This window comes from Peribacillus sp. CSMR9, from assembly GCF_033141925.1.
Taxonomy (GTDB): domain Bacteria; phylum Bacillota; class Bacilli; order Bacillales; family DSM-1321; genus Peribacillus; species Peribacillus simplex_A.
This window is the reverse complement of the sequence record NZ_JAOPHO010000001.1, coordinates 75,998-89,515: the sequence shown is the minus strand read 5'-3', so window position 1 is coordinate 89,515 and position 13,518 is coordinate 75,998. Positions and strand designations below refer to the sequence as shown.

The window sequence follows — 13,518 nt, the reverse complement described above, 5'->3', positions numbered from 1 at the left end:
CATTAATTTTTAACTATTTCTTGCCTTATTGGCACACGTCTATATTTCACCCATTATAAAAACAGGTTTTTATTGAAGGAGTCTGCAATGCCCTTCTAACCTTATTAAGAAAAGGAGTTTCCATAATGAACCAAACGAAAGGACATTCTGAAAGGGATGAGTTTTCGATTAACTCCCTTGCCCAAGCCGTGTTTATTGTTAATAAGCACGCAAAAACTGCGTTGGAGCCTAAAAATTTATATAATTTGAAACGGCTCGCATTAAGCAAGCTTATGCAAGAAGGAAAAGCGAAGAAGAGTGGACTTCATTTCTCTGATAACCCTCGCTTTGCAGCACAACAATCCGACGTGATTGTCGAATGCGGATCATATGTTTTTCATCTGCCTCCCACTAAGGAAGATTTGAAAAAACTACCCCACCTCGGCAGCCGGGCAGCATCCATACGTAATCCTAAAGCTGCGTTGTCATTATCCAAGGCCAAACAAATCCTGCAATCTTACGTTGGACAAGCAGGTGAAAAACAACCGGCCCCAACCAATACCGAGAAAAGGGCTTACGGGCGTGGGTCGGTCAAGCAACCTTTTCACAATCCATTCCCATCCTCCTTTTTAGGAAAAGGTTCCAAGTATTAAGTATGAATTCCGGATAAATCAAACGGGCCGTGAGGTAATGCCTCATCGGCCCGTTTTCACATTTATAATATAAACCTGTCTATCAATTTTATTAGCTCAGCAATTTCTGGTTTGCTGATTTGGGCGTCAGCCCCTACGACCTGCCCTTTATGACGCAGGCTGTCCGTAATCAAGGAAGAGAAAATAATCACCGGCAATACTGCGAGTTCACCGCTTTCCTTTATTCTTTTAGTCAAATGATGACCATCCATTTGGGGCATCTCAATATCGGTAATCACAAGTTGCACTTCTTTTTCGACCACTTTTCCTGAATCAATCAAATTCTCCAGATAATTAATTGCATCAAGTCCATTTTCATAAAACTCCAAGTACTTGAATCCAGCTTCCGACAATGTATCAAAAAGCAGCTTTCTCAGTAATGGAGAATCTTCTGCAATCAGGATTTTCTTATCTGAGTTTTGTCGGCTACCGAGCTTTTTAACCTGCTGGATGTTTATTCCCGATTCCGGATTGATTTCGACCACTATTTTTTCAAAATCGAGTAACAGTAACATTTCGCTTTTTAATTTTATTACTCCGATAATCTGACTTTCAAGCCCTTGATACATATCCGAAGGCTTCTCTATTTGAGACCAGGAAATACGATGGATCTGTGTTACAGTGTGAACATGGAAAACCACTTTTTGCTGATTGAATTCAGCGACTATGAATTTATCCTGCTCAGGGGTTTCAGATGGCGGAAATCCTAAAGCATCCGCTACATTCACAACCGGCAGGACTTCTTCGCGAAGCTCAATGATCCCCTCCACATTTGGATGGGAATGAGGTACAAGCGTGATAGGAACAGGATTAATGATTTCTTTCACCTTAATTACGTTAATGCCGAATTTATTTTTACCGATGCCGAATTCCACTATCTCCAGCTCATTTGTACCACTTTCCAGTAATATCCCTTTATTAGTTTCCATTTCATCTCGCCCTTCTCTTACTTTTTATAATTCCCTAAATCTTTTAACCAGCATAAAAATCCTGCTTGTCAGTTACATGGACCTATCATGTTTTTTTATCATCAACACATACCTAATAATTCGGTTAATTTTGTCTTTTGTTTAGCGCAATGATAAAAAAGGATTAAGATGTGTTTATCTATTAAGGCCAAACAAAAAAGGGACCCATACAGGTCCCCTTTTTACCCAGCTCATTTTTTTACCATTACCGTTCCGCAATCATATCGTGAAGTGCCTGTTTCTTCGACGTAAACGCTGCCATGATATAACCAATATAAATGATCATACCTGATAGGATCGTCGCAAAATAACGCCCTGCAGCCCTTCCAAACCCGATTCGTTCTCCATATAAATCCGTCACTTTAATATTCAGGAGTATTTTACCGACACTCCCTTACCATTTAGAGGAATGCAACAAACTATAATAAAGAAAGCTAAGCATGGATAAAAATAAAGGATCCATTGTCTTTTCCTCTAATTCCATCGGCTCCACTCAAAAAAATACTCATAAAAACCGATAAGATTCCAGTAGGGATTCCTATTATAATTCCATCAATGATATTCGCGCCAAAGCGTAACCAAAATCCAGCATACAGCCCGCTTTCCTCTGGACTGTCAACAGCCGAAACTTCCATTTCAACACCTAGCACTCATAAATTCGGTATTTTTCCCATCATATAACTAACAGGTCAGTTGGGTATTTTTAGCTCTTTCATGACCTTTTCCTTGGATTGAGCCAACCTTTTTTAACAAAGTATAAAAACATCATCAAGGCAATTCCGCCCATCATTCCAAGGATGAGGAAATAGCCATAGTGCCAATTCAATTCCGGCATATACTTAAAATTCATCCCATATACGCCTACTATGAAGGTCAGCGGCATGAAAATGGTAGTGATTACAGTCAATGTCATCATCGTTGAATTCATATTATTAGAGTTCACCGACAAATAACTATCCCGGATATCGGAGGAGAAATCCCGATAGGATTCCAGCATTTCAGTTAATTTAAGAAGATGATCATACACATCATTAAAATATAGATGCTGGTCTTTTAAGTAATTCAGGCGCTCTGATGAAATCATCCTGTACAATAAATCACGCATCGGTAATATGGTACGACGGAGCCTGGACATATCCGTACGTAAATCGAATAGCTGATCCATCAAATCGTTTATCGTTTCATTTTCAGTATTGTCCTCAATGCTACCCAACTCGCCTTCTATTTTATAGACGGGAGGGAAAAATTCATCAACAATCCTGTCAATTATCCTGTGCATCAAGAAAAAGGGACCATGCTTCAACATTTTATTGTCAGAAATCTCTTCCCAGACCTTTTCAAGTTCAAGCATTTCTTCCTTATGAAAAGTGACTATCCATTTTTCGCCAACGAACATATCCAATTCAATCGCTCTAAAGATCTTTTGCCTGAGAGCATGTATTACAAGAAATTGGTAGTCCTCATAAAAATCCATTTTGGGACGTTGGTTAAAATCATCCAGGCAGTCTTCAATTGCCAGCGGATGAAAGTGAAAATGACTGGATAAAAGTTTGATTTCATTGTTTGTGGGATTGGAAAAATCCACCCAATACCACTCGATATCCGGATTATTCATTTCTGATAGAGGTAAACCGAAACTGATTTCTTGGTTAGTAGTAATTGCACAAGTCCTTATCATTTGTATCAACCCTCAAAATTTTCTTATCATTCATTATACCTTTAATTCAATAATCTCAAAAAGTATTTCTCCCCCATCCAAACTAAATGATAAAATAGAATGAATCCGTCAAACATAATACATAATCTCATGAAGTATGAAAAGGGAGGATATTCATCATGGAACATTTAATAAACCCTTTAGTAAAAGACGTTCAAATATCAGGGATCCGTAAATTCTACAATATGGTCGCTGATATCGAAGGCACCATTTCCTTAACGATAGGACAGCCTGACTTTCCCACTCCAATGCATATAAAAGAAGCGGCAAAAAAAGCCGTCGATAATGATTATACTGTTTATACTCACAATGCCGGTTATCTGGAATTAAGGGAAGCTGCCTCTGAATATATAAAGGATAAATACAAGCTTGGTTATGATCCAGCGAATGAAGTCATCGTGACCTCAGGTGCCAGCGAGGGCATTGACATTACCTTTCGAACGATTCTCATTCCAGGGAACGAAGTCATATTACCAGGGCCGGTATATCCAGGATACGAACCTATCATCAAAATGTGCGGTGCAACACCCATTTACGCCGATACAACAAAAAATGGATTTCGTTTAACTGCAGATATAATTGAAAAGTACATAACTGATCAAACTCGTTGCATCGTTCTTCCATATCCATCGAATCCGACTGGGGTAACATTGTCTGCCGAAGAATTATTGGACATTGCCGAACTTGTAAAGGGCAAGGACATCTTCATATTGGCTGATGAGATATACAGTGAACTTGTATTTGATCAGGAACATGTATCGATTGCCACTTTCTTAAAAGAACAAACCATCGTCCTGAACGGTTTATCCAAGTCCCATTCCATGACCGGGTGGAGAATAGGCCTTCTATTTGCGCCGGTAGCCATCTCTCAGCATATTCTGAAGGTCCATCAATACAATGTGACTTGTGCCTCCTCCATATCGCAGAGAGCTGCCTTGGCTGCATTGACGGCAGGTAAGGATGATGCCATTCCCATGAAGATCGAGTATGCACGGAGACGGGATTACGTATACAGTCGATTACAAGCGATGAAACTGGAAATAGTCAAACCAAATGGTGCCTTTTACTTCTTTATAAAGCTACCTGAGGGCTATACCTCTTCCATTGACTTTTGCCTCAATCTTGTCAAACAGGAAAGAGTGGCGGTAGTCCCTGGTGACGCTTTCTCTCCACTTGGGGAAGGGTACTTTAGGATTTCCTATGCCTATTCCATGGAAACATTGGAAAAGGCTTTGGACCGTATAGAAGCATTTTTATCTTGAGCGATTCGGACAAAAAAAGTGGCCTTCAATGGAATGATTGAGGGCCACTTTCCTATTCTCAAAGATTTCAGGCTACTGATGGTTTTCACCATGCCGGACAACTAATACAATCTCCGTAAAAAACGAATTTCCCGATATCCTTCTTCTTTATTTGTGGTGGTAAGGCTCACTTCAACGATGGAACCGAGTAAGTCAGCCATCACTTCTTCAAATTCCTTTGCGGAGCGCGGCTTAGAAAGACCTAAACTTTTCAATTCGCGCATCAGGATCTGGAAACCGGCATTCGTTTCGATATGACTGAATTTCACCGGCAAGATTAGCGGACTTTCATTCATTAATTTCAGATCCCAACGAATGGGCTTTGTTTGGTGAATGGTTTTTTCGCGTTTATAACCTTCAATCCTGACAATATATCGACCATCTTCTAATTCCTGGAATTTCATGTTGATATCATCGAATTCGCCCATATCGATCGCTCCTTTTTATAAAGGCTGTCGCTATCAGCTTATTCATGAAAAAGAAATGCTAGCACTTAATTATAGTGTTTATATAATGCCTGGGTACCGCTATTTTCCTCGCCAGCTTCTGCCAGCCCCTCATATAGGGATTTGCTCAGGCTTAATCCAGGAGCCTCCATTCCCATTCTTTCCGCTTCGTCAAGTGCAATCTTCATATCCTTAATAAAATGCTTGATATAAAAACCTGGTTCAAAATCCCCTTTGACCATTCGCGGCACAAGGTTGGACAGTGACCAGCTACCGGCAGAACCCGATGATATGCTTCTTAGAACCCGGTCTGGATCCAATCCCGCCTTTTTGGCATAAGAAATCGCTTCAGTTACTCCGATCATATTAGATGCAATGGCGATTTGATTGCACATTTTCGTATGCTGTCCTGACCCAGCTGGGCCTTGATGTACAACATTGCTGCCAATAATATCAAAAATGGGCCGAACCGCTTCAAATGCCTCACTATCCCCGCCCACCATGATCGTAAGCTTCGCATCACGAGCACCGATGTCTCCTCCGGAAACCGGTGCATCCAATGATTGCATTCCTCTTTTCTTGGCTTCCTCTGATATTCTCATGGCCAAGGATGGAGTGGAGGTCGTCATATCGATTAAATGGGTTCCTTTTTTCCCATTCTCGATAAGCCCATTTTCTCCAAAATAAATTTCTTCCACATCGCTAGGGTATCCTACCATGGAAATGATCACATTAGCTAACTGTGCTATTTCCTTAGGTGAAGATGCCCACTTCGCGCCCTGTGAAAGCAATTCACTTGCCTTCTCTTTCGTCCTGGTATAAACAAATACCTCAAACCCCGCCTTTAGTAGATTTACGGCCATGCTTTTTCCCATAACTCCTAAACCTATGAATCCGATAACTTCGTTTGATTTCGTCACTGCAAATTCCTCCCAATCATTTTGTTTCAAAAAACCTTAAATGGACTTTATCATTCCCCCGTCAACCAAATAGGACTGGCCGGTTAAATATGTATTCGCACCTGAAACAAGGAAAGTAACGAACTTAGCAAATTCCTCGGGTTCCCCGTAACGGGCAAGAGGGATTTTATTTATGGATTGTTCAGTTATTTTCTCGGGAGTGACGCCTTGTTTCTCTGCATTCATTTTATCAAGGTGCTGAATGCGGTCTGTTGCAATTCTTCCAGGACCGACTGTATTGATCAAAATCCCGTCTGGAGCTAACTCGGAAGCAAGCGTCTTTGACAATCCCACGATTGCGGTGCGGAATGTATTCGATAATATCAATCCTGGAATAGGCTCCTTAATGGATGAAGATGCAATATTAACAATTTTTCCGCCCTGTTTTTTTAGATGCGGCAAGCTCTCACGGATCGTCCTGATGAAGCTTAATAAATTAAGTTCAAAAGATTGTTGCCATTCTTCATCATTGAAATCTGAAAATGAACCCCCGGGAGGACCTCCGGCGTTATTAATAAGAATGTCGATACCGCCGAACTCCTCAGCTGTTCGCTCAACCAGGCTTTTAATATCTTCAGCTTTTGTTATATCCGTTGCCATATAAGCCACTTTACCCGCCCCAAGCTGTGATAATTCCCTTTGGACGGCGGCAAGCTTTTCTCCATCACGGCTGGCTAGCATGACATTTGCTCCTTCTTTAACCAGTTCAGCTGCCATCGCCTTCCCCAAACCTTGGCTTGAAGCTAAAATCAAAGCATTTTTCTTTTTCAAATGTAGTTCCATATACTATCAATCCTCCATTTTCGTAAAATAAATTATAATTCCATTATATCGTCATAATCGAAAAGTGAAAAATCTGAATAATCATTCCCGTGTTTTTTTATTTCCCTTGGATAAACTCAAAAAAACTGCCGGTTGGATTATCCAACCGGCGACAAAGGGGGAAATTGAGAATGTCAGCTGCCCTAATAGAGCCAAACAACTGTGCTTGCTTCTTATTTACCCCCATTTTGTTGCAATAAACATTCTTTCTAAAAGATTTAAGAAAAATTCACAGGACAGCACCCAATCCGAAGGGGATGGGGTGCCGTTTGTGATTATTTATTGCTTCAAAGCGTTAACTACCGCTTCTTTCACATTATCATTCGTATCCAGCACTAAAACTTCTTGAGATAGTTTTTTCATCTCTTCAAGTGAAAGTTGGCTGATTAAAGAACGTGCTTTTAAAATAGAAGTGGCACTCATTGAGAATTCATCAAGGCCCATTCCGATCAAGATCGGGATGGCCACTTCATCTCCAGCCATCTCACCGCACATTCCGGCCCATTTCCCTTCTTTATGAGCTGCATCTATAACCATTTTAACCAGGCGTAAAATCGCTGGATTATATGGTTGGTATAAATAAGATACTCTCTCATTCATTCGGTCAGCGGCCATCGTATACTGAATCAAGTCATTAGTGCCTATGCTGAAGAAATCGACTTCCTTAGCAAATATATCAGCCATCACTGCAGTTGAAGGGATTTCAACCATAATTCCGACTTCAATTTTTTCAGCAACTTGAACACCATTATCAAGCAATTCCTGTCTAACTTCAGCCAAGACGGCTTTTGCTTCGCGGAATTCGCCTAGTGTCGCAATCATTGGGAACATGATTTTCAAATTTCCGTAGATGCTTGCACGAAGCAGGGCACGGAGCTGTGTCCGGAAAATCTCCTGCTCATTTAAGCAGAGGCGAATCGCTCGGTATCCAAGGAAAGGATTCATTTCCTTAGGAAGCTCTAAATAAGGCAACTCCTTGTCTCCGCCTATGTCAAGCGTTCTGACGACTACAGACTTTCCTGACATTCCTTCCAGCACCGCTTTGTATGCCTCGAACTGTTCTTCTTCACTTGGAAAGTCATTTCTGCCCATATAAAGAAATTCCGTACGGTATAACCCGATGCCTTCACCGCCATTTTGATGAACGCCTTCTAGATCTTTCGGCGTACCAATATTTGCAGCCAATTCCACATGATGGCCATCTTTTGTAACCGTTTGTTCATGGACCAGTTTCGCCCACTCAGCCTTTTGCAAAGCATAGGCTTCCTGTTCCTCTTCGTAGCGTTTTACGAGTTCAGGAGTAGGGTTGATGTGCACTTCACCTTTTAACCCGTCAATAATGACCAAGTCACCATTTTCGATGGACGAGGTTACTGACTTTGTCCCAACGACTGCTGGAATTTCCAATGAACGCGCCATTATGGCTGAATGGGATGTACGTCCACCGATATCGGTCGTAAAACCTTTGACGAAAGCCGGATTCAACTGTGCTGTATCGGATGGAGTCAAATCCTCCGCAATGATGATCACTTCTTCAGCAATCATGCTTGGATTTGGAATATGAACACCTAAAAGATGTGACAATACCCGTTTGGTGACGTCTCGGATATCTGCTGCACGTTCCTTCATGTATTCATTATCCATTTGTTCAAACATCGTAATGAACATGCTTGCGGTTTCATTTAAGGAGAACTCAGCGTTGACGTTTTCTGATTGTATTTTATCCTGAATTGGAGTTATAAGTTCCGGATCAGCCAAAACAAGTAGGTGCGCGTCAAAAATAGCGGCCTTATCGGCCCCTAAGTCCTTTTCGGCTTTATCCCTGATTATCTCCAATTCAACTGTTGACTTTTGAATAGCATCCTTAAAACGGGATATTTCGGCCCCGACATCTTCTATGCTTCTTTTTTCAATCGATAGATCTGGCTCAGTCAGCCGGTAGGCTTTAGCGATGGCTATTCCGTTTGAAGCTGCTATTCCACTAATCAAAGTGGACATTATTCTGCTAATCCTTCTCTGTTCAATGTTTCAGCAAGTGTGTTCAGTGCATCATTTTCATCGCTTCCTTCAGCAGAAATCGTAATCTCTGCCCCTTTGCCAATTCCTAGTGACATTACACCCATAATGGACTTAAGGTTCACTTTTTTCTCTTTATAAGAAAGGTTTATTTCTGAATCAAATTTTCCTGCAGCTTGTACGAGCAATGTAGCCGGACGAGCATGAATTCCTGTTTCTGCAGTTACTGTAAATGTTTTTTCTACCATATAAATCAATCTCCTTTAAGATAAAATAACAAAAATAGGTTATGTAAGGGATTTTCTCTATCCAATCAGGAAAGAAATGAAAAAACCCTTTTCCTTATCAGAATAGCATTATCATTCCCAACAAACAAACCATAACTATCTGGTACCTAAAAAATAGTACAAAAATATAGATAGAACTGCAACTATTACTTTTCAGATTCTTCAATGATTAAATGGACAGCTGTGCATTTTTAGTGAAAAAAGCTCTGAAACTCAGCATAATGAAAAGGACAACTGTTAATGAAACACTCCCGAGAATCCCAATAAGTATGGCAATCTGGTATTCAATTGCGACGAGCGGGCTTATCCCCGACAGGATTTGCCCTGTCATCATTCCGGGAAGGAAAATAATCCCCATTCCGAGCATATTGTTCAAAGTTGGGAGTACTGCCGAATCGAATGCAGCATCCACATATTTCTTCACGGCCCTCGCTGGTGTCGCTCCAAGCATTAACATCGCTTCTACCTTTTCGCGATTACTGCTAATCCCATCATGGAGGTTTTTAAGCGCTAATGTCACTCCAGTCATCGCATTCCCCACGATCATCCCTGCTATTGGAATGAAATACCTTGGCTCATACCAAGGCGTGAAATGGATCACGACCAGATTAAAATAAAACAGGGCGGCCATGGGACCTGTCAACATACTTAGGATAACCATCCTTTTGATTTTCTCATTAAGCGTATAGGGCACTTGCTTAAAAATATTATGGATGGAGAACAGAGCCATTGCACATAGAAACCCTATAGAAAGTAAAGGGTGGGGATTTTCAAAGATATATGTCAAAACGTAACCGGCAAGAATGAGTTGGACCGTCATCCGTACCGTGGCTAGAATGATTTGCTTTTCCCGTGAAATCCCTCGCCATTTCACGATAATGAGCAGAACTACAACAAAGACGTAGGCCGCACAAAGACGCCAGAACTCAATATCTATTATCCCATTCCCCTCCATTAATAGTCACTCCCCTTCGCCTTTTTGAGAACGATCAACTTTTCAGCACAGATGTCCGCAAGTTGTTTTGAATGCGTTATCATGATGACCGTTCCTTTTTCCCGTTTTACTTCTTCTAAAAATCGGCTCATGACCCTCAGTTCGGTTTCCTCATCAAGAGCTGCTGTCGGCTCATCCAGTAAATACACTTCGGGTTTCAATAAAAGTAACCTCGCCAGTGCGAGCCTCTGTTTCTCCCCGCCAGAAAGATTCTCCGTTCCCTCGTCTAATGACTTCTGTAACTCGACGGTTTCAAGCGCCTTCACCAATTCGGCTTTATCCTTTTTTTTCCGTTCTGTCAATTCCAGGCCCAGCTGGAGATTTTCTTCAATCGTTCCGGGTAAAGTGAACGAGGTCTGAGACAGCATTGTGACTTTACGCCGGAGTTCTATCGGGTTGAATTTATCCAGCAACTGATCTTGATAATAGATCGAACCGCTATCCGGGTCATCCATCCTGTTCAATAATCGGAGCAATGAGGTTTTTCCTGCTCCGCTTTCCCCAGTCAAACAAGTAACCATACAAGCGGATATTTTCAACTCATCAATATGCAGAATCCCTTTATACCTAATATTTTCAAGCCAAAACATCATTTTTCACGCCTGCCTCTCATATTCCACCCTATCATTATAAGAAACTATCATGATAGGGAGTAGCGATCCGTGTAAAAATTTTTATGATTTTTCATTTTCTTTCCCTTTTTTATAGGTTAGTATTATTCCTGCCGAATATATCCATGACGGACATGGAAAACACCTTTGAAATGGAGGAACTTATCATGAACAAAAATTCCTTTTTACATTCTTATCTGTATGTTTTTTTCCTTACTGCCATTTGCCTGATCTCTTTGTCTGGCTGCCAGGCCGCATCAGATAACCTGATTAATGAATCCAAACAGGATGATTCGTTGGTAAATGAAGACATCCAATCCAAAACGGATTCTTCCAAAGAAGAAAAAGGCAAGACATTCACAGCCAAGATCGTCAGGGTTGTTGACGGAGATACAGTAAAAATCAAAATGACTAACGGAAATGAAGAAACGGTCAGGCTCCTTTTGGTAGATACCCCGGAAACCGTGCACCCTTCCAAGCCCGTTCAGCCTTTTGGACCTGAAGCAAGCAAGTTCACCAAGGATTTAATGCCTGCTGGTTCTAAAGTGGAAGTAGAAACCGGCATTGGTGAAAGAGATAAATACGGCCGGCTGCTTGCCTATTTTTATGTTGATGGAAAAATGGTGAATAAGCTCCTGCTTGAAAAAGGACTGGCCAGGGTAGCCTATGTATATGCACCGAACACTAAATATCTTGATGAATTTGAAGATATTCAGAAACAAGCCCAAAAAGACGAAATCGGTATATGGTCAATTGAAAACTATGCAACTTCAAGAGGGTTTGATGATTCGAAGTCCGGGGAAAAATCAGAGGAAAAAACCACTGTGAACTCATCTTGCAGTAACCCAAAAATTAAAGGCAATATAAATTCTAAAGGCAATAAAATATATCACATTCCTTCGGGCCAATATTACGAAATAACTAAACCAGAAGAAATGTTTTGTACCGAACATGACGCACAGGATGCTGGATTCCGAAAATCGCAGAGTTAACAAAAATAATGGTTTTATCAATATGCCTACTTTGGAAATTGCAATAGAAATGTTCAGGGGGATACATAATGAAATACAACAGGAATGAAGCTTGTCAGCTTTTCTCCCCCACTTCCTGGTTTTTTTCAAAATAATAAAAGTGCCCAATATAGATAATGAAAGCCGAAATGGGACATGCCCGTTCTCGATATCAGCCTCCGTGGAGTAACCCAGTGTTATCTTGAGCTCCATGTGAACGGAGACTTTGAGATATTGCTGACGTTTATACTAAATGATGCTTGCGAGGAAAAGTATCTGTAAAAGAAAAGCACATCATCTTCATATGAATATAGGTTTAATTTGAACGAATATGAAAACGAGAAGGAGTCACCATTAAAGAACTTAAAATCTTTCGAAGAAGAATTGGCACATCCACTATCCGGATGTGTTTTTCTTTTGGTCATCCCCACGCTCAAAACACTTTCAATACTCCCGAATCTCCCTTTTCCTTTCAATTTAGTTTCTGGTTCACGCCTGATAACCCACTTTTCATCCCATACATTTTTCCGTTATGCCATTTCGCAATAGCCGAACGGATCATTTATGGTAGAAGCACCCGGGAATACTGAAAGTGCACTTTCTAAAGGAAGCTGCTTAATGGATGATTTCTCAGCTCTAAAGACTGAATTCACCCCTATGATCCATCATATTATCCGTTCACTTTCCATCTATAAAAATAAGGAAGAATATTTTCAAGTAGGATTGATTGCTTTATGGGATTCATTTAGAAGTTTCAATGAGGAATACGGACAATTCTCTAACTATGCCTACACAGTAATCAAAGGCAAAATCCTGAATGAATTGAAGCATCATCATAAATATGAAGCCCACAGCAAACCATTTGATTCCACCATACTAGAGATTAAAGATCCTTTTTCAATGCATGAAGAGGCCTTCGCCATCGAAAGCATCTTACACTATACTGAAGGCTTGACATTGAATCAGCAACGCTGGCTTTTGCAAACCTACCTGAAGAATAAAACAGTGACTGAAATTGCTGAGTTATATCAAGTCACTACAGCATCTGTAAAATCGTGGCGAAAGTCCACTTTAATTAAATTAAGGAAGCAAATGATTTTCCACTGTAAATAATAATAGGGTGGCCCAGTCATGAGCCACCCCAATATATCCGGGCATTAACTTCTCGCTTCTTCTAAATACGTATAAATTATCACACCGTTATGTTGAGCATTCCCCCGAAAATGTTTAAAGTCGTCCCTTTTTACAAGAACCTCACGAAAAGCTAAAAATTCTTCCTTTGTTATCCTGAATTCATCCATTTCCCGATTTGCCAGTTTATCGAGTACATCTTTTGCTTCTTCAGCATTCATAATATTATCCTCCTTAATTATCAAATGTTCTATCCATATTCATACAGGAGAAATTCCGTTTCCATTTTATCATAAACATGCCGCTTAATATAAATTGGAATTTTTTAAGGCCCTCTTGCTACATTATTCTTTACGAATGCTTTAAAATAGTGCAAACTGTATAGTAAAATATCATAATGTAAAATGTTTGGCATTTTTTGTACATAGGATTACATACTGGTATGCATAACTGTGCTCTCAAGATATACCAAATTATGCCACATCATTACAACTGCTCCATACAAGAATTGCACCTCCTTTAACAGTTTAGCTTACTGTACCGACAGAAGAGAATCTAATTCTCTTACTTGCACTCCCCACGTCA

General features: G+C 40.5%; 16 protein-coding genes. 4 read left to right on the top strand and 12 right to left on the bottom strand.

The features are described from left to right. Positions 1-125: 125 nt before the first annotated feature. Positions 126-632, top strand: coding sequence for a YkyB family protein (locus tag N9I19_RS00435; protein WP_317776707.1), 507 nt, complete (start codon positions 126-128; stop codon positions 630-632). A 62-nt stretch (positions 633-694) separates the two neighbouring features. On the opposite strand, the gene N9I19_RS00430 is transcribed toward N9I19_RS00435, so the two are convergent. From N9I19_RS00430 to corA, 4 genes are all read right to left on the bottom strand, one after another. Beyond that, positions 695-1,600 carry a chemotaxis protein gene (locus N9I19_RS00430; RefSeq protein WP_125163556.1) on the bottom strand — a complete coding sequence of 302 codons (906 nt, stop codon included), beginning with the start codon at positions 1,598-1,600 and terminating at the stop codon, positions 695-697. A 244-nt stretch (positions 1,601-1,844) separates the two neighbouring features. Further along, positions 1,845-2,000 (bottom strand): RDD family protein, encoded by a 156-nt coding sequence (locus tag N9I19_RS00425; RefSeq protein ID WP_286140797.1) that lies wholly within the window; start codon positions 1,998-2,000, stop codon positions 1,845-1,847. Positions 2,001-2,073: 73 nt separating this feature from the next. Then, positions 2,074-2,274, bottom strand: coding sequence for a hypothetical protein (locus N9I19_RS00420; RefSeq protein ID WP_317776706.1), 201 nt, complete (start codon positions 2,272-2,274; stop codon positions 2,074-2,076). Between the two features lie 77 nt (positions 2,275-2,351). Further along, entirely contained in the window at positions 2,352-3,317 is a 966-nt protein-coding gene (gene corA, locus N9I19_RS00415; protein WP_317776705.1) for a magnesium/cobalt transporter CorA, read from the bottom strand. Between the two features lie 158 nt (positions 3,318-3,475). On the opposite strand from corA, the gene N9I19_RS00410 reads away from it, so the two are divergent. Continuing rightward, the gene (locus tag N9I19_RS00410) at positions 3,476-4,618 is read left to right on the top strand and encodes an aminotransferase A (RefSeq protein WP_317776704.1); all 1,143 of its coding nucleotides are present in this window, start codon (positions 3,476-3,478) and stop codon (positions 4,616-4,618) included. Between the two features lie 101 nt (positions 4,619-4,719). Here N9I19_RS00410 and N9I19_RS00405 read toward each other — a convergent pair whose 3' ends face one another. From N9I19_RS00405 to N9I19_RS00375, 7 genes are all read right to left on the bottom strand, one after another. After that, positions 4,720-5,085, bottom strand: coding sequence for a hypothetical protein (locus tag N9I19_RS00405; RefSeq protein WP_061462238.1), 366 nt, complete (start codon positions 5,083-5,085; stop codon positions 4,720-4,722). Between the two features lie 65 nt (positions 5,086-5,150). Next, complete coding sequence (locus tag N9I19_RS00400) at positions 5,151-6,053, bottom strand: NAD(P)-dependent oxidoreductase (RefSeq protein WP_284471359.1); 903 nt, start codon at positions 6,051-6,053, stop codon at positions 5,151-5,153. A 6-nt stretch (positions 6,054-6,059) separates the two neighbouring features. Beyond that, the gene (locus N9I19_RS00395; RefSeq protein WP_284471360.1) at positions 6,060-6,845 is read right to left on the bottom strand and encodes an SDR family oxidoreductase; all 786 of its coding nucleotides are present in this window, start codon (positions 6,843-6,845) and stop codon (positions 6,060-6,062) included. A gap of 318 nt (positions 6,846-7,163) precedes the next feature. Continuing rightward, positions 7,164-8,882, bottom strand: a complete 1,719-nt coding sequence (gene ptsP, locus N9I19_RS00390; RefSeq protein WP_317776703.1) for a phosphoenolpyruvate--protein phosphotransferase — start codon at positions 8,880-8,882, stop codon at positions 7,164-7,166. Next, positions 8,882-9,148, bottom strand: a complete 267-nt coding sequence (locus tag N9I19_RS00385; protein ID WP_061462235.1) for a phosphocarrier protein HPr — start codon at positions 9,146-9,148, stop codon at positions 8,882-8,884. The genes ptsP and N9I19_RS00385 overlap by 1 nt, the downstream gene beginning before the upstream one ends. Positions 9,149-9,356: 208 nt before the next feature. Then, on the bottom strand, positions 9,357-10,142 hold the full coding sequence (locus tag N9I19_RS00380; protein WP_317776702.1) for an ABC transporter permease: 786 nt from the start codon (positions 10,140-10,142) through the stop codon (positions 9,357-9,359). Beyond that, positions 10,142-10,774 (bottom strand): ABC transporter ATP-binding protein, encoded by a 633-nt coding sequence (locus N9I19_RS00375; protein WP_317776701.1) that lies wholly within the window; start codon positions 10,772-10,774, stop codon positions 10,142-10,144. The genes N9I19_RS00380 and N9I19_RS00375 overlap by 1 nt, the downstream gene beginning before the upstream one ends. Positions 10,775-10,959: 185 nt before the next feature. On the opposite strand from N9I19_RS00375, the gene N9I19_RS00370 reads away from it, so the two are divergent. Together N9I19_RS00370 and N9I19_RS00365 are read left to right on the top strand one after the other, a co-directional pair. Continuing rightward, positions 10,960-11,784 (top strand): thermonuclease family protein, encoded by an 825-nt coding sequence (locus tag N9I19_RS00370; protein ID WP_317776700.1) that lies wholly within the window; start codon positions 10,960-10,962, stop codon positions 11,782-11,784. A 636-nt stretch (positions 11,785-12,420) separates the two neighbouring features. Then, positions 12,421-12,915: a sigma-70 family RNA polymerase sigma factor gene (locus N9I19_RS00365; protein WP_176431871.1), complete on the top strand. Its 495-nt coding sequence runs from the start codon at positions 12,421-12,423 to the stop codon at positions 12,913-12,915. Between the two features lie 44 nt (positions 12,916-12,959). Here N9I19_RS00365 and N9I19_RS00360 read toward each other — a convergent pair whose 3' ends face one another. Beyond that, positions 12,960-13,154, bottom strand: coding sequence for a hypothetical protein (locus N9I19_RS00360; protein WP_061462231.1), 195 nt, complete (start codon positions 13,152-13,154; stop codon positions 12,960-12,962). Between the last annotated feature and the right edge of the window lie 364 nt (positions 13,155-13,518).

Bases quoted from the DNA above. Each gene is read 5' to 3' on its own strand.
- N9I19_RS00430 (WP_125163556.1), bottom strand. From the start codon at position 1,600: ATGGAAACTAATAAAGGGATATTACTGGAAAGTGGTACAAATGAGCTG.
- N9I19_RS00395 (WP_284471360.1), bottom strand. From the start codon at position 6,845: ATGGAACTACATTTGAAAAAGAAAAATGCTTTGATTTTAGCTTCAAGC.
- N9I19_RS00365 (WP_176431871.1), top strand. From the start codon at position 12,421: ATGGATGATTTCTCAGCTCTAAAGACTGAATTCACCCCTATGATCCAT.
- N9I19_RS00385 (WP_061462235.1), bottom strand. From the start codon at position 9,148: ATGGTAGAAAAAACATTTACAGTAACTGCAGAAACAGGAATTCATGCT.
- N9I19_RS00375 (WP_317776701.1), bottom strand. From the start codon at position 10,774: ATGATGTTTTGGCTTGAAAATATTAGGTATAAAGGGATTCTGCATATT.
- N9I19_RS00410 (WP_317776704.1), top strand. From the start codon at position 3,476: ATGGAACATTTAATAAACCCTTTAGTAAAAGACGTTCAAATATCAGGG.
- N9I19_RS00360 (WP_061462231.1), bottom strand. From the start codon at position 13,154: ATGAATGCTGAAGAAGCAAAAGATGTACTCGATAAACTGGCAAATCGG.
- N9I19_RS00405 (WP_061462238.1), bottom strand. From the start codon at position 5,085: ATGGGCGAATTCGATGATATCAACATGAAATTCCAGGAATTAGAAGAT.
- N9I19_RS00435 (WP_317776707.1), top strand. From the start codon at position 126: ATGAACCAAACGAAAGGACATTCTGAAAGGGATGAGTTTTCGATTAAC.
- N9I19_RS00370 (WP_317776700.1), top strand. From the start codon at position 10,960: ATGAACAAAAATTCCTTTTTACATTCTTATCTGTATGTTTTTTTCCTT.
- ptsP (WP_317776703.1), bottom strand. From the start codon at position 8,882: ATGTCCACTTTGATTAGTGGAATAGCAGCTTCAAACGGAATAGCCATC.
- N9I19_RS00420 (WP_317776706.1), bottom strand. From the start codon at position 2,274: ATGGAAGTTTCGGCTGTTGACAGTCCAGAGGAAAGCGGGCTGTATGCT.
- N9I19_RS00380 (WP_317776702.1), bottom strand. From the start codon at position 10,142: ATGGAGGGGAATGGGATAATAGATATTGAGTTCTGGCGTCTTTGTGCG.
- corA (WP_317776705.1), bottom strand. From the start codon at position 3,317: ATGATAAGGACTTGTGCAATTACTACTAACCAAGAAATCAGTTTCGGT.